This window comes from Streptomyces sp. L500, assembly GCF_054551825.1.
Genome location: NZ_JBTOLC010000006.1, coordinates 1 through 18,192 on the forward strand (window position 1 = coordinate 1; position 18,192 = coordinate 18,192).

Below are 18,192 nucleotides of genomic sequence, written 5' to 3' on the forward strand. Positions count from 1 at the left end.
ACCCGGCCTGAGCCCCTTCGCGGATCCGCTGGGATTGCCCCCACGCCATCAGAGGGCTTCTCAGACACCCTCTGGCCGGCTCGGAGCCTTGATTGGTGCGGCCGACCTGGCGGCCTGCTCGATCTTCGCGCAGTAGGCTGCACGGGCTTCCTCGTCGATCCGCTTCTCGTGTTCGGCGCGCAGCCCGGTCCGGCCGTCGAGGCCCTCGCGCAGGATGTCGGCGTGCCCGGCATGCCGAGTGGTCTCGCCGAGGACATGGACCATGACGGCGAACAGGTTCGTGTTGGGACAAGGTTCCGGCCACCACGGCACGTGGCCGGGGGCAGCGAGGGGAAGCTCGTTGATCGTCGCGTCCGAGTGTTCCCACGTGCGCCGGTAGAACCCGATGATCTGATCGCGGGTCTCGTCCTCGGTCGCCCACAGATCGCTGCCGTCGGAGTCCTGCCACCGGGGCAGCGGTTCCGGAGAAGGGCGGTCGAAGACCTCGCCGAAGTACCTGGCCTCCACAGTGGCCACGTGTTTGACCAAGCCGAGGAGGTTGGTCCCGGTCGCTGTCAAAGGTCGGCGGGCGTCATATTCGGACAAGTCATCGAGTTTCCAGAGCAGCGCCTTGCGGTCCCGCCGCAGTCTCCCGTGCAGGTTGTCTTTCGCGAATGCATCGATCATGCGACATGAGCCTGCCACGGGCTGATCGTGGTCTCAAGATCCCGTACGTGAGCCACAACGACCGGCAGAGCCGAGGCATTTTGAGTTGTTGCACGCCCATCGGTGTTGTACGGGGCGTGCCTCCCGGAGGGGGCCCTCCTCAGCGGGGCAGCCCCAGGAATCGGGTGGCCGAGGTCCACGCCTTACGGCTGTGCCCGGCGGAATAGTGAGGACTGCCGGGGTCGCAGAAGCCGTGCCGGCAGGGGTGCACCTCCGTCACGACACCCTTTCGGCCCGCCAGGCGTTCGGTGACAGCCGGCACCGAGAAGCTGGGCTCCTGCTCGGCGAAGATGACGAGGCACGGGGCAGTCGGTTGGACGTCCAGGTGGTCGCGGATCCGGGATCCGTAGAAGCACACTGCGCCGTCCACAGCACCGGTCCCCGACGCGAGCCAGGTGCTGGTGGCTCCGACGCTGAAACCGATGCAGAGCACCCTGCGATAGCGCTCACGAAGGCCCTCGGTGTACTGCGCGAGTGCGTTGCCCATGCCCACCACGCCTGGGGCCCGCGTGAATTCTCGGTACGCCCTGGGCTCGTCCTCGCGGGCGTACACGACGCCCGACGGAAGGAAGCTGGGTGTGAAGACATCGCAGCGGTACGGGCGAAGCATCTCGGCGACGCCGTCGATGTGCTCGTTGACTCCGTAGATCTCGTGGGCGACGACCACGGCCGTGTCATGACCGTTGCCGTCCAAGGGGTGACTTGTCATGAAGGGACTGTAACCAGGGCCGCGAGACCGGTGATCAGCTGGTGGCCGATGAGTCGACGCTGGACCTGTGAGCCGGAAGCCCGCCTCCCGGAACGTCCGTTCACGGGCGGGGCGATCGTGATGCGGCCCACGTGATCACGACGTCGGGGCACCCGGGGGTGAGCGGACTCGCCTGGCAAACGGTGGACTTGGGCGCGGTGCGCGCCGATATCACTATTGCGTGCCCTGTGACGCAACCGCACGACGGAACGATTCCGCGCACAGGTACATGGCCATGGACATGCCTTCCTCCGGATGGTCGGCCGCCGGTCGACGTCCGGAGAGCCGACCTCGGCATGGACAGCGGCGGCTCCGGTCCACGAGGCGGTTCATTCGGACGGCGCCGCAGCCGTGTCCACCCCGAAGGAGCGGTCGCCCGCGAGTGCGCCCAGCAGGAATCCGGCGTACCCGGCCAGGAGAAGCAGCAGAACACGCCCGTTGCCGCCCTCGTCGGTCCGTGGATAGAGCCCGTCGAATGCCAGGACGAGGACGACGTCGAGGAGTTGGCCGACGATCACGACGGCGACACCGAGACGAACTCCGTATCCAGCCGGGAGGAGTCGGCCGACCAGGGCACCCATGCCCGTGAAGGCGGCCACGACCGCCGCCGCGGCCGGTGCGGTCGGGGCGCCCGCGAGCGTGGGCGCCAGGGCCGTGACTCCCGCCGAGGCGGCTACCCAGATCACAAAGGCCCCCACTGTCTCGGGCCACACGTGCGCCAGCCGTCGCTTCTCCATCGAGCCGCACCTCGCAGTTCCCGTAGTATGTAGCGATCGCTACATACGCTACATGCCTCAGAAGGAGAAATCGCGTGTCCCGTCGTGAGGAGCTGCTGAGCGCGGCCATGCACTACGTCGGGGAACACGGTCTTGCGACGCTCACCCTGCGGCCCCTCGCTGCCGCGTTGGGCACCAGCGACCGGATGCTCGTGTACCACTTCGGCAGTCGCGAGGGGCTGGTGGTGGCCCTGCTGGACCGGGCATTCGCCGACCTTGCCACCGTGTGGCAGGGACGGCAGGCCACCAGGCCGTCCGATCTGGTACGTGTGCTGTGGCAGACGTTCGCGGAACCCGGGGTTCGCGTGGCTCTGCGGTTGTACCTGGAAGCGGCCTCGCTGGCAGGCACGGACGAGCTGTGGCGCGAGCAGCTGGCGCCGGCCGCGTCGTCCTACCTTCACACTGCGGAGCAGTGGCTCGTCGAAGCAGGCATGTCTCCCGCCATCGCGCCGAGCGCCGCCCGCCTCGCTTCCGCCACCTTGGACGGTGCGCTGCTGCAGCTCGGCATCGACGGGGATCGGGACGCGGCGACGGAAGCCGTGGAGTTGCTGGCCCGCCAACTGGACAGCCTGATCGACTGAGTCAACCTGCCCCCTCGCGGACCAGCTTCAACGCAAGTCGTCGCGCCGCTCCGTCCGCGACAGTGATGATCCCTCCGGTTGCGACGAACCACCCCTGAGCCGGGACGGCTCCGACTTTCCTCAGCCGCACGGACACACCCGGCGCCAGGTGGCTTCAGCCGTCGCGCCCGACACCGCGATCGGGTGCGCTCATGTCCCCCGTCGCGGGAGTGCCGTCGGCGAGCCCGTAGCGCAGATACACAGTGCCCTTCGGGCTGGCTGCCGGGGGCGCGAGGAGCGTGACGTTGGCGGGCACCGCGCCACCGTCTGTCCGGGCATCCCCGGGCCGGGCGGCGCCCCCGCCCGGCCCGGCCGTCGCCACCACGAGGTCGGGTCCCCATCCCCATCGGGGCCCCTGCCGGAGCCTTCCGGCGGGGGGGCGTGGCACGCCCGCGACCGTTCCCCGAACGGGAACCGCTGCGGCTGGTGTGGCCCAGGTGAAAGAAGCGGCTGCAGTACTCTGCCCGCGTGGACGGTACGGATGAGGTGCGGAATCTTCCCGACTGGCGGGTGCTCATCGTCGGGGGCGCGTCGGGGATGGGGAAGACCGGTGTCGGGCGGGCATTGGCACGACGGTACGACGTCCCCGTCGTGGAGGTCGACGACATCGTGGAGGCCCTCCTTGCGGTGACACTGCCCGAGCACCTTCCGGAGGTCCACTTCTGGCGCACTCACCCGGAGGCCGCCCGCCGGACGCCCGAGTCGGTGGTCGAGCGGCAGATCGCGATCGCCAAGGCGCTGGCGCCGGCGATCGAGGCGGTGGTGGCCAACCATGTGGGCACCGACACCCCGGTGATCCTGGAAGGGGACTACGTCCTGCCCGGACCTGCGACGCCCAATGGTCCGGTCCGTGCCGTCTTCCTCCACGAGGACGACGAGGGGCAGGTGACGGCCAATTACCTGCGCCGGGAGCCGGAGGCCGGACCACAGCGCCATCGCGCACGCGTCAGCGTGCTGTACGGCCGGTGGCTCGCCGCACAGGCCCGAGCGGCCGACGTGCCGGTCGTCGCTCCGCGTCCGTGGGAGGACCTGGCCAGCCGCATCGCCGAGACGGTGGAGGATGCCTCTACTTGGTCCACCTGCTGTCAGGCTACCGCCCACGCTCCAGGGGGCTTAGAAACAGGCCGGCCTCGGGAATGCAGCGAAGCCGCATCCTGATCCGTGTATCGCACCCGGCTGGAAACCCCGAGATTTCACATGGACGATGAGATCACCATGCTCCGCTCCTGGTCGATTGGGGTTCGCATGTTCGGGCACCTCGCTGCGCCGGCGCCCCCGTTTGGGCGATCCTCGGATGCGTGGCCGCGGCGGGCGCGCTAGGAGGCGTTGTCAATGCCCTGCTGAGTGACAGTGAACTGGTCCTCCCGAGGGAGAAAGCGGGGATTCTGCAGCCGGGTTTCCTGGGCAACGCGCTGCTGGGTTCCTTCGCGGCAGTGGTCACCTGGGGTCTGTACGGTCCTCTCAAGGAGGCCGTACTCCTGGGATCGCGTCCGCTCGGCGAGCCTCCGGTGAGCCTGACGGTCACCGCCCTGGTGGGCGCGGCTTTGACCGGGGTCGGCGGTGCGAGGGTCGTCACCGCCGAGGTGGACAAGCGGTACCTGAGAAGCGCGGGCGCCAACGCGGCGATCACTCCGGCGGACCCGCAGCTTGCCACGGCGCTGCGGACAGCCTCACCTTCCGATGCCGCCCAAACGGCTGCGGCAAAGCTACGGATGACGGAGGACAGCTCCGGCCCCCGGACCGGCCCCGACGACCCGCCCAGCGGCCTGACGCCCTCAGTCGGCGATCCGTCGTAGGCGGTCCTGCCGTCGGCGGTCCCGAGGACCGCGGCCGTACCGGGCGGCCGTACCGGCCTCCAGCTCCGTGGGGACGTGATCGCCTCACCCGTGATGGTCATCGTGGCCGCCCGCCCCATGGTGACCGTCGTGGTCGTCATGGCCGCCATTGCCATCGTGCCCATCGTGGTCATCATCGCCGTCGTGGCCGTCATCGTGCCCGTCGTGCCCGTCATGGCCGTCGTGCCCGCCATCGCCATCGTGCCCGTCATGGGGGCCTCCCCCAGGGCCGTCCTGCAGTGGCGGTAGGTCGACGGCGTCGCAGTAGACCACCGGCCCCGGGGCCGTAGCCGCGGTGGGGCTACCGTCCGGGAGGTCCTCGGTCTCGACGACCAGCAAACGCAGGGGCACCCCGCGCAGCCCGGGCGGTACCGGGACCTGGCCCGTGTAGAAGGGTCTGCGGGAGGACTCGGCGTCGACCGACTTGAGAGCGACCGCCGTGTCCCCGAGCGTGACCCAGCCGAGGTCCTTGTCGGTGACGACGTCGTGCCGGCGCTGGAGCGTGGCGGTGATGTGCGGCGGAGACGATCCGGTGGGGTCCCAGGAAGGGCCGGTGACGCTGACCGACAGCACCTCGCCGGGCCGGACTGTCAGCTCCCGGTCGGGCAGGGTGCGCACCAGGTCGGCGAGAACGACCTGTGAGATCTCGGCTCCGGGGATCGAGTCCGGCTGGAAGCGGACCAGGGCGAGCCGGACGAACGGGAGGCAGGCGTCCCCCGTGTTCAGGTCCAGGTCGCAGAACCAGCAGCCGCCCTTCTCGTTCTCGTCGTCCCTTTCGAACTGCGGGGTGTAGCCCACGACGGTGACGGAGAGCGGACCGGAAGGCGTGGACAGGGTGAGCTTCCCGGATCGCCGCACCGCGTTGGTGAACACCTCCGGGGTCGGGGCGACGACGGACGCGGAACGGTGGATGGGGTCTCGGCCCATCAAAGTGACCCACGCGTCCCGGGTGGAGTTCGGATCGCCGCCCGGTGGCTCTCCGAGGACCACGCCCAGCAGTTCGCCGTCTCCGGAGGAGTACCAGGGACGGTCCAGGTACACCCGGATACCGCTGCCGCGTCGGCGTTGGACGATGGCACCGGGCGGTCCGTCGAGGGTCTCCAGGGCAAGGGTGGGGACGCAGTACAACAGCCGTGGCGCCGTGGGCGGCGCGCTGCTCGGCACCGAGTGCTCCTTGGCGTCACCTTCAACGGTGAGCGCGTTCTGGCCGGGCTCCGCGAACCGCGGGGGGAAATAGTCGCTGAACTTGCTGCCGGCCACCGGCCGGTAGCTCACCATGCGGTGTTTGGTGTCTCCGAACTCGTGCTTCTCGGGTACGGGCGGGATCTTGCCCTGGTTCGCTTTCGACTTGTCCTCGGCCGCCTTGGTGCTGAAGGTCAGGGTGCCGTTCTGGAGGACGGCGGGGTCGGTGCCGGGCACGCCTTGCCGGTCCACTCTCGGCGTCAGCAGGCCGAACACCGGGACCGTCATCTCCTGGGCGTCGCGGCCCGTGGGGCCGGCGTCCGTCACCTCGGTCCACTCGGCGACCAGCTCGATCCGGTCCGTACTCGCCTCGTCCAGCGCGATCTCACCGGCGAGGTGCTCGGCCGTCTCGTCGCGGCCGCGTGGGGTTCCCAGGGCCGACAGGTCCAGCACCGGTGTCCTCAGCGGCCTTTGCACCGCGTGGACGAGCGTCAGTTCCTGCCAGGGGGTGAACATCCAGTGCCGGCCGGCGGCGGCCAGTTCCAGCGCCCGCTCGGTTCTCTGCAGCTCTTCCGCCGTCCTCGCCGTCGCGTCCGCCCCCGTCGCGAGCTGGGGTGTCGACTCCAGCGCGTCCCGGCACCACGAGGCCATACCCAAGTTCTTCTCGTGGAAGTCGATGCCGGAGCACAGCCGTACGGTCGCCACGGCCCCCTTCGGCAGCGATACCGTCAGTACCCGGGATGCCTCGTCGAAGTCGGGCGGCGCGGTTCCTTCGGCCAGCCTCAGCCTGAAGGATCTGGGACGGTGCCAGACCTCGCCGCCCCAGGGGACGGTGAAGGGCTGCCCGGCGGGCATTCCCGGAAGGTCCAGGAAAACTGCTGCCGTGGCGAGGGGATCGGGAAGGTACGGCAGTTCGATCGACTCGCCCGTGTGCAGGGCGGTCACCGCCGGGTTCCTGGGATCCGTCGCCGGCGAGTCGATCGGCATCAGTCGCACATCCGGCTGGGACGGGTCGTTCAGCGAGCCGCTCTCCCGTTTGGCCAGCTCGTAGACCTCGTCCTGGGCGCCCTGGTCGGTGGAGCCGATGGCTCCGTCCAACCGTCCGTGCCACTCCACGCACCGCAGCGATGCCTTCGGCGCCACCACATGACGCTCGTCCACCCCTTGGTACGGGACGTGTCCTTCCTCGGTCACCAGCGGGGAGCTGTTGAAGTTCGCCGCGTACTGCTCGGCTGTCACGCCCGGCGGGGGACCGCCCCCGTCACCGCAGTCGACGGTGAAGCCGCTCTCGCTGCCCAGCTTGGTCAGGGAAGTACAGCCGGGGTTGCCGTCCGCGTCATCTCCCGAAAAGCCCTGGGCGCGTTGTTCTTCGGCGTAGGCGGCCTTGGTCTGCGGGCCGAAGACGCCGTCCGCGCCACCCACGAGCTGGTGGCCTCGGTTGATGAGAGCTTGCTGGACGACGCGGACGTCCTCGTTGGCCTTGCCGAACTGGACGTTCGCCAGGGCGACCCTCACCACGTTGCCCGCAGGGCCGGCCGCAGGCGGCCGGTCCCCCGGGCTGCTCCGGATCACCAGCCGGAAGGCCGAGGCGCCTTCCCCGAACGGCAGTCTGGGCGCCACGGCGGGTGCCAACACAGGCTCGAACCTCTGAAAGACCTGCCCCCCATCGCCGCCGGGAAGCGCCAGGCCCTTGTCACCCATCAGGGCATCGGCCTCGGCCGGCCCGAGGCCGTTACCCGCGAGATCAACAGTGCGCAGCCGCACCCTGTACTCATGGCCGAACCGCAGCCTGGGCAACGAACCGGGCCGCACCTTGGCCGTGATCTCCAGCGGAAGTGCCGTCTTCGCCCTGTTGCTCACCTCCACCGGCCTGTTGGGGGGCCTGTCGTCCTCGACCGATCCCTCGTCGATGTCCAGCACCAAGCCAAGGTGCGGCGCGGACAGCGACCATCCCTCCCATGTGACCAGTTGCTCGGGTACATAAAGGGTGGTGTCCTGGGCCTCGGGCGGCGGTGAGGCCAGGTTGGCCTGAAAGAAACCCTCGTCGGATACCGACAGCAGGACGGGACCGTCATTGGGCTGCCGATACTCCACATCACGCTCGTGCAGTGAGAGCCACCGCCCTTGATCCTTGTCCCAGACGTCCAACCGGTGGCCGCGTACCAGGTCCTCGGCCACCAGCTCGGGGGGGCTCGGGGCGCCCTGGGTATCCGGCGCGGCAGCTGCAGGGGACGGCGGGTCCGGCACCTGAACCGCGGCTCCGTCCCGGGCGAGGGCTCGGGTGAAGTCACCTTCGTGCTGGGCCGCCCGGTCGAACTCCTCCCTGAGGCTGCCCAGACGCCCCTCCCTGACAAGCGAAATCCCATAGGTCCGTACCGGGGACAGTCCCTTGGCGTCCGACGGCACCGGCGACAGCTTGAGCGCGGCGCCGTCGATGTCGGCCTGCTCGATGTGGAAGTTGCCCTGGAGCGCGACCAGACCACGGGATGGCGGTGCCAGCGGTTCGTCGGCCGTGAGGGACTGGGCGCCGGGCACGAAGGCCCGCCGGTCGGGGAGGAAGACGTACCGCGTGCGTGGGGACACGTCATGCGAGTCGTCCCCCAGTGCGGGCTTCCAGTGGGAGGTGACCGTCAGGAACCGCTCACCCGAGGAGACGGGGAGCCGGTCGGCCGGCAGGAGGATGTCCAGGACCAGCCCGAGGCGCCGGAGCAGCTGAGGGTGGTCGCCCAGCGAGGTGAGCATCTGGTGGAAGTCGGGACGCGGCAACTCCGGCGGTGGCGGCGGGGGAGGCTGGACGTCGGCGAGCTCGGGAGCGCTCTTCCTCGCGTGGAATTCGTTCAGCGGGACCAGCTCCGGGGGCATCTCGCCGTCGTCCGGGGTGGTGCCGTCGGTCGCCGTGGCCACGTGCTCGGTGCCCGCTCCGGTGTCGGTCACCGCGCGCAGCACGTCCCTTGTGACAGGCGGGCTCTCGGGCGACGTCCTGGCCGCCTTGGCATAGGTATTCCTGGTGAAGTCGCGGACTTCCGTGGCCGAATAGGTGCGGAAAGTCCGCTGCCCGTGGTCCAGGAAGACGTAGGGCTCCAGGGGGGTGTTCTTGTTGAAGAGATTCGTCCACAAGTCCGTGTCCGGTGCCGGGCCCTGTGGTACGAGAGGACCGACGAAGGAAACGGACGACGCGGAGGAGCCGTCCGTCGTACCGAACTCGAAGGTGGCCGTTTTGATCTTTTCCGGCCAGGTGAGGAAGTCGGGGAACTGTTCGAGCGTGGGGGGCTGCGCGAGCGGGCCGGTGCCGCTTTCGGCGGGTGGCCCCTTCCCGGCGGGTGCGCCGTTCCCGGGGAGTGCTTGCAGCCGCGGGGCGATGAAGACCGATACCCGGGCCTGGGTACCGTCGTCCGAGAGCCCGGCGGGAAGAACGGTCCAGTTGATGTGCTGTTCGAACTTCATCTCGCCTCCAACGGGCTCATGCGGCGAAGGCCAGGCAGTACTCGTGCCAGTGGCGTGGCTGAACGCATTCGGCGAAGGACGGGTCACCGGGAGCACCGGAGAAGCTCCGCTCCAGGGTGAGCGAGACGGACTTGCTGAAGAAGGCGATCCGCACGCCGACGGTGAGGGTGCCCCTGCCACGCACCACCGACTCATGACCGTGCTTCTCGTAGGTGAGCTCCAGATAGAACTCGACGGTCACCGTGATGATGCCCAGCACCGTCAGATTGCCATTGCACCGGAGGTATCCGCCCAGCGTGACATCCTTGGGGCCGAGCAAGAAGCGGACACCCGCCATGACCGACACCCCGCCGCTGGCCACGCCGAGATTCAGTGCCGTGGCGCCGCCGAACTCTATGGCGCCCTCGACCTGCCGCACACCTTTTTCTGTATCGATCAGCATGGAGAAGTAGCCGCCGCCTCCGAACAGGGAGACGGTGACATTGAAGGGGTGTTCCCGCTCGGAGACCGAGAAACGAAACGAGACCGGCTCGCCCTCGAAGGGCACATCCAGCTCCGCGCCCAGCGAAAGGTTCGACAGGGTGAAGGCGCCGAGCCCTATGGCGGGAAGCGCGAGTTTGAAGCCCGCACGGATTTCGGACGGCTGGACGTCCAGGTACGAGCCGGGGCCGAACGCGTCGGCGGGCAGGGCACTGCGGAGGGAGTTGATGAATTCCAGATCCTTGTGGAAGGTCAGTTCCAGGCCGCTGGCCGTCACGTCGGGCTTCTTCCCCGGGCTCGCCCTGAACTTCAGTTCGGCGAAGTCGAGTCGGGCGGTGCCTTCGAAGTCCAGCGCGAAGTGGGTCAGGCTGCCCGCCACGGTGGACTGGTCGGCGGCGTCCTTCGAGCGGACGGTTCGGGCGTCCAGGATCAGTGCGGCTTTGGACACATCGAGGAGGTGCGCCGGGCCGGACTCCGGCCGCTCCAAGGAGGGCTTCCAGACATAGCGCAGTTCCTTTCCCTGCCCGTCCACCAGGTCGCGGATCCGCAGCACGGGCGCCGGCAACAGGCCGTTGGCATCCCGCAGGATCGCCTCGATCTCGGCGTCGCCCAGTTGCCGCAGAGCGCCGAGGCTGTCCTTGGTGACACTCTTCAGGATGTCGCCGAGAGGGATGAATCCGAGCATCTTCGCCCCGGCGAAGAGGGACCCGATGTCGTCAACCGCGCCGACCACCTGCCCCGTGGCACTGTCCGTCTTGAACATGTCCGGGACGACGCCCGCCTGGCTGGTGATGACCTTGACCGCGGAGTTGGGGCTGGCGACTCCCCCGGCCTTCTCCGCCCCGAAGGTGAGGTTGACCGCTGTCTCCAGATCCAGGTACGCGCCAGCGGGATGCGCCGCCATGGTCTGCTGAAGGTAGGTCTCGTTGAACGTAACAGGGAGATCGCCCCCATTTGGGGTGAACTGTTCGACGGCGGGAACCCGCACCGTCGCGCCGGCGACATAGGGCAGACCGATCACGGGCAAATCCTTGCCCTGCCCGTTCCCGTCACGGATCCCGAGCCCGAACGTCAAGGAGCCGACCGCGTGGCTGGTGCTGCCGGGGGCGTCGGCGGGCGGTTGCGCCATGGCCATCACCTGGCCGCCGATGGCCCGCTTCAAGCGGCCCTCCAGACCTGGCTGCTGTGCCGGGTCGTACAGGTTGTTCAACTTCCCTTGAGACGCTCCGTCGGCCACGAACGCCAGCGGCATGGTGAAGCTGACCTTCCGGCCTTCGCAATCCGTGCCGATCAAGGTGAACTCATGGTCTTTCTCGGAATCCTGGAGAATCACCCAGAATGCCTCGGGGTCGGGGGGCTGCTGGATCGGCGGCGTGACGCGGTCCGTGATGCGCAGTGAAGTGAAGGGCATTTCACGCCCTTCGTGCTTGTAACCGGCTGATCCGTACGAGAGCTCCGGCCGTTTGATGACGATGCGGTCCTGCCGCTGCAGGTAGGCGACGATCCCGTCGTTCGGGCGCGCGACGAACACCCGCCTGAATTCCTCGAAATGCACAGCCTCGTGGCCGGTGCTCATGCGTCCGTGGGTGGCGGTGCGTACGAACTGGTCACGGCCCAGGCCCGTGATGTGGTCGTACAGCACCAGGTTCAGTGGGTGATTCATTGCCTGCGTGAACCGATCCTGGGCAGGTTTCGACAACGGCTCCCAGGCTCCGTGCAGGTGGGCCGAGGATCCCAGGGGCGTCACGATGAACTGCTCGGCGTGCAGCGGCGCGCTGGGGACTTCGAGAGGCACGCCGCCACCCGGGCCGGGTAGCTCGACCCGGCTCGTGAGCGTGACGATGTCCTCCAGATTCTCGGTGGAGAGCGGGGTGGGCGCGGGCAGGCCGCCCCGGTCCCTCACTGTCGCGAAGGCCCGTAGCAACACCTCGCCGTCCTGCGAGCCGCGCAGCCGGGCGTGCCACAGCGCGGTCGGCCCGTCCGCCTCGGGGGGCTCCGACGTGACCGCCCAGCCCACCGGCTCGTCGTAGGTGATCAGCAGTCGGGTGGGGAACTCGAGGACGCTCCTGGGGATGCCCTGGAAGACCGGGATGCCTTGGAAGACCGCCGATCCCGGCGGGTCCGGGCTCTGCGGACCCACGGGCACCGTGATCGGCACCAGGCGTGCCCAGTCGAGCAACGACGCCAGCGACAGGTCCAGGCCGTCCATGGTGGCCGGCACCGAGAAGGCCAGGTGAGTCGGACCGGCGGTGAAAGCCTTCATGGGGCCGAGCGTGGTGGTGACGGTGCTCAGCGGCGGCGGCACCTCCTCCACCACATGCTGTGGCGGCAGCCCGACGACCACGAACGCCGGCTCACCCGGATCCCTCCGCACGAGGCGGTGACCGTCGAACCGCAGATTGACCAGGTTGATGTCGACGACGAGCATGTCCACCGGCCGCACCACCCGGAACGGCCCCTCCGCGACGTCCGCGTCATGGGGCCCGGGTGCCGGGGGGCCGTCGGGGTGGGGGTGAGGGTGCGGGCCGGAGGGCTGGCCCGGACCGTGCCCTCCGCCGAAGCCGTCATGGTGGTCACCGTCGTGATCGTCATCGGGATGGTTCCGCGCCTCCAGCCAAAGTCTCAGGGCGACGGGACGGGCAGCGTTGAACGGCATGACGAATCCCCATCCGAATCAAGAAGGTGTGGGGTGCGAACCAAGAAGGCGTGGGGTACGCGGCGGCTTCGCTCACCGTTTTCCATGCTCACTCCGATGGCGGATCCCCGCCACTGGGCAGGTCGGCACGACGGCTGCCGACGCCGAGCCGGGGGGAGGCCCGTGCCACGACGTGCGCCCTTGCCCCACCCGAAGGATGATGGATTCGCGGGGAGGAGCCCCCTATGTCCCGATCCGGAGGCCCATCGGCGACGGTCCCCGTCTTCGGCATCCTGCCCCGGACGCCATTACGCACAAGGGTTCATCACCATGGTTCTGAGATGTCCACGATTCGCCGGTGATCCTGTGCTGGAGGCTTGCCTGGCCGGTACGCACCGGATGTTCCAGCCCGAACAGGGACTGGCGGTCAAGCGCGTCCAAGCCGCGCTGATCGCGCTCGGCAGGCCGGTGGGCCCAGCAGGGGACGACGGATTCTTCGGCACCGACACGGGCGCGGCCGTCTCGGCGTACAAGGACGCCAAGGGGCTTTCACCGGACGATCCGGTCGTCGGCAAGGGGACGATGGGCGCCCTGGATGACGACCTGTTCGTCGACCCGCCGACGCTGGATCCGGCGTTCAAGGAATTCAGCCCCTTCGTGGTCGGCCGGCAGCTCGAGCCGTTCGCCGGGCTGGAACTGGCCGCGCTCATCGATACACCTTTGAACTCGTGGCGCCATATGCTCGGCCGCTTCACGCTCGATGCGCTCGACTCGGGCACTTTGCTCGGCATCGTGGCCATGAGCAGAAGTCTGGATCTCCGTGACCGCTTCCTCGCCGCCGCGGCGCCGACGCAGCCCAATGGGACTTCTGCCGCGGACTTCTTCGACGACGCTCTGATCACCGACGACGCCGTGGGCCGCACCGTCACCTTCCAGGCCCGGGACGGCACGCGGCAGGCCTTCGTGCTGATCAAGGACGACGTCATCCTGGGCCGCCAGTTCATCGTGCGCACCACCACCGGTGGCCGGGCACGGGTGAGCCTGCAGGGCGTCCTCGTCCACGAACTCACCCATGTCCGGAACCGTTCGGCCGAGGTACAGCTGCTTCAGACCCCGGACACCGATGGCGGTACCTACATCGACACCGCGCTCGCCCAGGCACGATCAGCGACGGGCCGGCCGACCGCGCAGGTGCTCGACTCCTTCGTGGGGGAGATCTGTGCCCGCCATGTGCACTGGATCGTGGTGCAGGAAGCGGCAGGCAACCCCTTTGCCCCGCGGTTCCTGCCGCCCGAGAAGCTCGCGGAAGCGGTGAGGTTTTACGCTCAGGAAGTCACCAGCCTCTTCGACTCCAACGGCTATCTGACCGGCATCGTCAACCAGGGGCAGGCAACGCTTCTCCAGCAGCTGAGCCTCTGGCTGCAGCGATGCCGGGAGTTCTCCTTGACCGACGACCCGGACGAGAGTGCGCGCACCGACACGCTTTTCGCCGACACGGCCGACGCATGCGCCCGTGGCGCCGTCGACCCCCAGGCTGACGGGCTCTTCCCTCTCCCGGCGGACTTCACTGAATGACTTCCTCGGCCCGGCCGTCGGACCTCCACCCCTCTCACGCAACACCTGGAGCAATGCGGACTGTTCGGACTCTGATCGGCTGTGACGATTCTGTGGCGTGGAGCGAACCGGTCCGCCTCGCAAGTCCACATAGATTCACTCATGCACCACCAAGTCCCCCCGGATCATGCCGGATGAGGGAGGTCGGTGCCCAAACCCTCTTTCTTTGCTCGTTTCTCTGCTCGCACTTTCACACGCAGGAGTTGCCATGCGTCGTCGCGCCCTCCGTACCGGCTTAGCCGTCGCCGCCCTCGCCGGTTCCGCCCTCGCTCCGACCGCCGCGTTCGCGGCCGATTCGCACGGCACCCGCACCGCGTCGCCGGCCGATCCCTCGACCGCCCGGTGCACGGTGGTCAAGGAGGACAGCATCGGCGCGGGCACCGGCGTCCGGATGACGATGAGCCCCCAGGGCCCATCGGTCATCTTCCTCGACCCGGTCGACGGCCCGATCACCAGACTCGGCACGCTCGACCGCAGCCGTCCCGCGCTGCCGCAGGACGCGGGCATCGACGTGGAGATCCTCAACCCGTACGGCTCGACTCCCCAGCTGCTCGCCAAGACCAACGGCGGCAACGACGGCCTGTACGGCCTCGTCGACTTCCCCCGGATGCCCAAGGGCTGCTCGGTGGACAAGGCATTGGTCATCAAGCAGTGCACCGTGGTCAAGCACCAGGACATCGGCGCGGGCACCGAGGCCCGGATGACGACGAGCCCGCAGGGCCCGTCCGTGGACTTCTACGACTGGGCCGACGGCACCCGGATCGCACGTCTGGGCACCCTCGACCGCGCCCACCCCAAGCTTCCCGACTCCGCGGGGATCTACGAGGAGATCGTGGAGCCGAACAGCTGGAACCCGCGACTGAAGTCGAAGACAGAGGGCGGCCGGACCGAGTACGCGTTCTTCGACTTCGCCAAGATGCCCAAGGGATGCCCGCTGCGCTGACCCACTCCGCACCACGTCAGCCATCCCCGTTTCCGGCCGGGAGCCATCATCACACGGTTGCTCCCGGCCGGAAGCCGTACAGCGAGCCGGCCCAGGTCATCCTCGCCGCGACCAGAGGGCCACGTCGTTCATAGGCGCGGGATGGCCTCAGCGGTCACGCCCGACACCGCGATCGGGTGCGCTCATGTCCCCCGTCGCGGGAGTGCCGTCGGCGAGCCCGTAGCGCAGGTACACGATGCCCTTCGGGCTGGCTGCCGGGGGCGCGAGGAGCGTGACGTTGGTGGGCACCGCGCCACCGTCGAACACCTTCTTGCCGACGCCGAGGACGATCGGGTGCAGCCACAGATCGAGACGGTCGAAGAGCTTCTCGCGCAAGAGGGATTGCACGAGATTCAGGCTCCCGACGACCTTCACATGCTCGTGCCGGTCACGGATCTCGCGCACCGCGTCGGCGAGGTCCGGGCCGAGTCGCGTGGACCCGGCCCACGAGAGGTCGGGCCTGCCGCGAGAGGCCACGTACTTCGGGACGCGGTTGAAGAGCGTGGCGATCTCGTTGTCCTCGCCGCCCTCCTGGTGAGGCCAGTAGGCGGCGAACAAGTCGTACGTCCGCCGACCGAGCAGCAGGGCGTCCGTGCCCTCGTACGCGGCACCGACCTGCGCCCCGGCGACCTCGTCCAGCAGGGGCGCCTGCCAGCCGCCGAACGGGAACCCCACCGGGTCCTCGTCAGGGCCGCCGGGCGCCTGCCCGACGAGGTCGAGGGTCGCGAACAACTCGATGTGGATGAGGCCCATGGCTTGCTCCTGATGAGTCGGTTTCCTCCGTCAAGAGGTAGACCCACGGGCACTCGCAGACCCATCGCCACGCCGGAACCCGGCTGCGTCGACGGCGATGGCGCGACCCGCCTGGTGAACTCGGGGGCCGAAGTCCCCACGGACCTGGCGGCCGGCCTGGTCAGCGCGGCGGCCGGGATGCTCGGCGACGACGGTGCGGCGGCGTCCGTGGATCTCGTCAATGCGCTCGGTGAGCTGGCGACCCTGTTTACCGAATGCCGGGGAGGTGGAGACCGCCAAGGCGGTGACCGACGGGGCGCAATGGCCGCCGACGGTGGATCCGGGGCCGGCGCTGGCGGCGCTGATCGCGAGCGATCGACTTCGTCGGCGTCGTGGGTTCCCGGCTCGGGACGCCGTTCCATCTCACGGTCTTCAACGACTGGAAGAACCACAGCGTGCCGGATCTGGACGACCCGGCCAAGCCCCGCCGACCGGCCTGGCCCCCGGTGACACGCCGGCTGGAGTTCCGCCTGCTCAGCCTCCCAGGCGTGGACCCGCTCGCTCGCGACTTCTTCTGATCACCGACGCCACCGGTATCCCGCTCGCCGCCACCTTGACTGGCGGCAACCGCAACGACGTCACCCAGCTGATCCCGCTGCTTCAGGCGGTGCCTCCGGTGAGGGCAAGCGAGGCCGGCCCCGGCGCCGCCCGGACGTGGTGCTGGGCGACCGCGGCTACGACCACGACAAGTACCGCCGCCTCGTTCGGGATCTCGGCGTGAAGCCGCTGATCGCCCGCCGGGGTACCGAGCACGGCTCGGGCCTGGGCACGCAACGCCGGCTCGTGGAGCGCGCATTCGCCCTGGCCGACCTCAGGTTGGCTTGCGCCACACGGAGATGTGCTTCGCGGAGTCCTGGGTGAACGGCGACCCGTCCCAGTCCGCGACGCGACGTTCCAGCTCGAGCCCAGCGATCCGGGCCATCAGGTCGAGTTCTGCCGGCCAGGCGTACCGGTGCCGGGAGTTTTCGCGGCGGTAGTGGCCGTCGTCGCCGTCGCGGGTGAAGTGGTGCGAGACGAGAATCTGCTCGACCAGGTCGAAGGTGTCGAAGCCGAGATGCTGCTGGGAGACGTCGAACGGCACCGCGACCTGGCCGGGTGGCAGGAGCCGCAGCGGCGGCACGCCCAGCTCGATGACGAATCGGCCGCCGGGCTCCAGATGCCGTGCGGCGTTGCGGAAGCACTCGACCTGCTCGTCCTGCGTGAGCAGGTTCGTGATGGTGTTGTAGACGAGGTAGACCAGGGTGAACTCGCCGGGAGCGACGGTGGTGGCCATGTCCCCGATGACTACCGGGAGGGTGCCCTCGTCGATCTTGCGTCGCAGCACCGCTGCCATGTGCTCGGACAGTTCGATGCCCACCACCGGCACGCCGCGTTCCCGGAGCGGGACGCCCACCCGTCCGGTTCCGATGGCAAACTCCAGCGCCCGGCCGTCTCCGGCGAGCTCGGTGAGGAAGGCGAGGGTCGGTCCGAGGACGGCGGCCGAGGACGCTTCGGCTTCCTCGGCGTCGTAGCGGTCGGCGGTCGCGCGGGTCCACAGTTCACTGCTCGTCACGGGTGGCCACTGTGCCGGGTGCCGAGGGGCGCTGTCGACGCATTTAAGTTCTCCGCGGCTCAGCGTGCACCGCCCACGACTCGTCGTCGCCTTGCCAGGGCTTCGACTTGGAGATCATTTCGTTGGAAGTTCTCAGGGGGAACGGCCGTATTCGGGACAGGGTTTGGCCGCATACGTGCCGTGGAAGTGGCGGAACCAGGGCTTTACAGGTAAGCGGGGTGGCCGCTGAATCGTCCTTGAAGGGCGGTCCAAGCCCACTGCGATGCCACGTGCCACGCGGCAGACGGCCGTCCTCATGACTCCCCTGGAGGCCGCAAATGGACTGGCAGCGTCACCGTCGCCCCAACCGTCCCAACCGCCGCAGACGGCCTGCCGCCGTGGCCCTTGCCGCGGCGGCCGCCCTCGCCGCTTCCCTCGTGGGCGTCTGCTCGGTCCCGGCCACCGCGGCAGTCGTTCCCGCTTCGCCTCTGTGCCCCACCGGAAACCTCTGCCTCACGGGGGCCGGAATCGGCATTCCCGAGCCGCTGCCTATACGCGAGTGCAAGGTGGAGGACTTCACCCCGTACTTCGAGGTGAGCGTGGTCGAGAACAACACCGACCGCCCCGCACGGATCGTCTACAGGGGCGGATCGCTCATCCTGATGCCCCGTACGGGCATCGAATCCCGACCGCCCCTGGAGATCACCTCCGCCGGAACGCTCTGCTAGGGCATGACGAACCCACCGGGCATCGCCCCTCGGTCCGCGTCGGCACGCATGGCTCCGGCCCTTCAAGTGGTGGACTGAAGGAGGAACAGGCGATGTCGTCGGTGCGTTGACCGGTGGGGC

The 18,192-nt window shown here is 68.9% G+C and carries 14 protein-coding genes and 2 pseudogenes; 8 read left to right on the top strand and 8 right to left on the bottom strand.

Annotated features, from left to right (window positions below):
* Positions 1–60 precede the first annotated feature (60 nt).
* The 3 genes from ACX9I7_RS08665 to ACX9I7_RS08675 form a co-directional block, all read right to left on the bottom strand.
* Positions 61–666 (bottom strand): DinB family protein, encoded by a 606-nt coding sequence (locus ACX9I7_RS08665; RefSeq protein ID WP_459386961.1) that lies wholly within the window; start codon positions 664–666, stop codon positions 61–63.
* Positions 667–805: 139 nt separating this feature from the next.
* Positions 806–1,414 carry a dienelactone hydrolase family protein gene (locus ACX9I7_RS08670; protein WP_459386962.1) on the bottom strand — a complete coding sequence of 203 codons (609 nt, stop codon included), beginning with the start codon at positions 1,412–1,414 and terminating at the stop codon, positions 806–808.
* Between the two features lie 368 nt (positions 1,415–1,782).
* Positions 1,783–2,190 (bottom strand): hypothetical protein, encoded by a 408-nt coding sequence (locus ACX9I7_RS08675; RefSeq protein WP_459386963.1) that lies wholly within the window; start codon positions 2,188–2,190, stop codon positions 1,783–1,785.
* A gap of 74 nt (positions 2,191–2,264) precedes the next feature.
* Here ACX9I7_RS08675 and ACX9I7_RS08680 point away from each other — a divergent pair, with 74 nt between their 5' ends.
* A complete protein-coding gene (locus ACX9I7_RS08680; protein ID WP_459386964.1) occupies positions 2,265–2,810 on the top strand; it encodes a TetR/AcrR family transcriptional regulator in 546 nt (181 codons plus the stop codon).
* A 154-nt stretch (positions 2,811–2,964) separates the two neighbouring features.
* Here the strand turns inward: ACX9I7_RS08680 and ACX9I7_RS08685 are convergent.
* Positions 2,965–3,117, bottom strand: a pseudogene (locus ACX9I7_RS08685) (dihydrofolate reductase family protein); the annotation flags it as partial.
* Positions 3,118–3,317: 200 nt separating this feature from the next.
* Here ACX9I7_RS08685 and ACX9I7_RS08690 point away from each other — a divergent pair.
* Positions 3,318–4,007, top strand: coding sequence for a hypothetical protein (locus tag ACX9I7_RS08690; RefSeq protein WP_459386965.1), 690 nt, complete (start codon positions 3,318–3,320; stop codon positions 4,005–4,007).
* A gap of 140 nt (positions 4,008–4,147) precedes the next feature.
* A complete protein-coding gene (locus ACX9I7_RS08695; protein WP_459386966.1) occupies positions 4,148–4,645 on the top strand; it encodes a hypothetical protein in 498 nt (165 codons plus the stop codon).
* An 84-nt stretch (positions 4,646–4,729) separates the two neighbouring features.
* Here the strand turns inward: ACX9I7_RS08695 and ACX9I7_RS08700 are convergent, their stop codons facing one another.
* Entirely contained in the window at positions 4,730–9,310 is a 4,581-nt protein-coding gene (locus tag ACX9I7_RS08700) for a peptidoglycan-binding domain-containing protein (protein ID WP_459386967.1), read from the bottom strand.
* Positions 9,311–9,326: 16 nt separating this feature from the next.
* Positions 9,327–12,446 carry a hypothetical protein gene (locus ACX9I7_RS08705; protein ID WP_459386968.1) on the bottom strand — a complete coding sequence of 1,040 codons (3,120 nt, stop codon included), beginning with the start codon at positions 12,444–12,446 and terminating at the stop codon, positions 9,327–9,329.
* A gap of 378 nt (positions 12,447–12,824) precedes the next feature.
* On the opposite strand from ACX9I7_RS08705, the gene ACX9I7_RS08710 reads away from it, so the two are divergent.
* Together ACX9I7_RS08710 and ACX9I7_RS08715 are read left to right on the top strand one after the other, a co-directional pair.
* A complete protein-coding gene (locus ACX9I7_RS08710; protein ID WP_459386969.1) occupies positions 12,825–14,000 on the top strand; it encodes a peptidoglycan-binding domain-containing protein in 1,176 nt (391 codons plus the stop codon).
* A gap of 247 nt (positions 14,001–14,247) precedes the next feature.
* Positions 14,248–14,982: a hypothetical protein gene (locus ACX9I7_RS08715; protein ID WP_459386970.1), complete on the top strand. Its 735-nt coding sequence runs from the start codon at positions 14,248–14,250 to the stop codon at positions 14,980–14,982.
* 147 nt (positions 14,983–15,129) lie between these two features.
* Here ACX9I7_RS08715 and ACX9I7_RS08720 read toward each other — a convergent pair whose 3' ends face one another.
* Positions 15,130–15,774 carry a dihydrofolate reductase family protein gene (locus ACX9I7_RS08720; RefSeq protein ID WP_459386971.1) on the bottom strand — a complete coding sequence of 215 codons (645 nt, stop codon included), beginning with the start codon at positions 15,772–15,774 and terminating at the stop codon, positions 15,130–15,132.
* Positions 15,775–16,145: 371 nt separating this feature from the next.
* Between ACX9I7_RS08720 and ACX9I7_RS08725 the strand changes: the two genes are divergently transcribed.
* A complete protein-coding gene (locus ACX9I7_RS08725; protein ID WP_459387076.1) occupies positions 16,146–16,331 on the top strand; it encodes a hypothetical protein in 186 nt (61 codons plus the stop codon).
* Positions 16,331–16,614, top strand: a pseudogene (locus ACX9I7_RS08730) (transposase); the annotation flags it as partial. The gene ACX9I7_RS08725 and the pseudogene ACX9I7_RS08730, both read left to right, overlap by 1 nt.
* Positions 16,615–16,624: 10 nt before the next feature.
* Here the strand turns inward: ACX9I7_RS08730 and ACX9I7_RS08735 are convergent.
* Positions 16,625–17,365 carry a class I SAM-dependent DNA methyltransferase gene (locus ACX9I7_RS08735; protein ID WP_387572264.1) on the bottom strand — a complete coding sequence of 247 codons (741 nt, stop codon included), beginning with the start codon at positions 17,363–17,365 and terminating at the stop codon, positions 16,625–16,627.
* Between the two features lie 317 nt (positions 17,366–17,682).
* Here ACX9I7_RS08735 and ACX9I7_RS08740 point away from each other — a divergent pair, with 317 nt between their 5' ends.
* Positions 17,683–18,072: a hypothetical protein gene (locus ACX9I7_RS08740; protein ID WP_459386972.1), complete on the top strand. Its 390-nt coding sequence runs from the start codon at positions 17,683–17,685 to the stop codon at positions 18,070–18,072.
* Positions 18,073–18,192 lie beyond the last annotated feature (120 nt).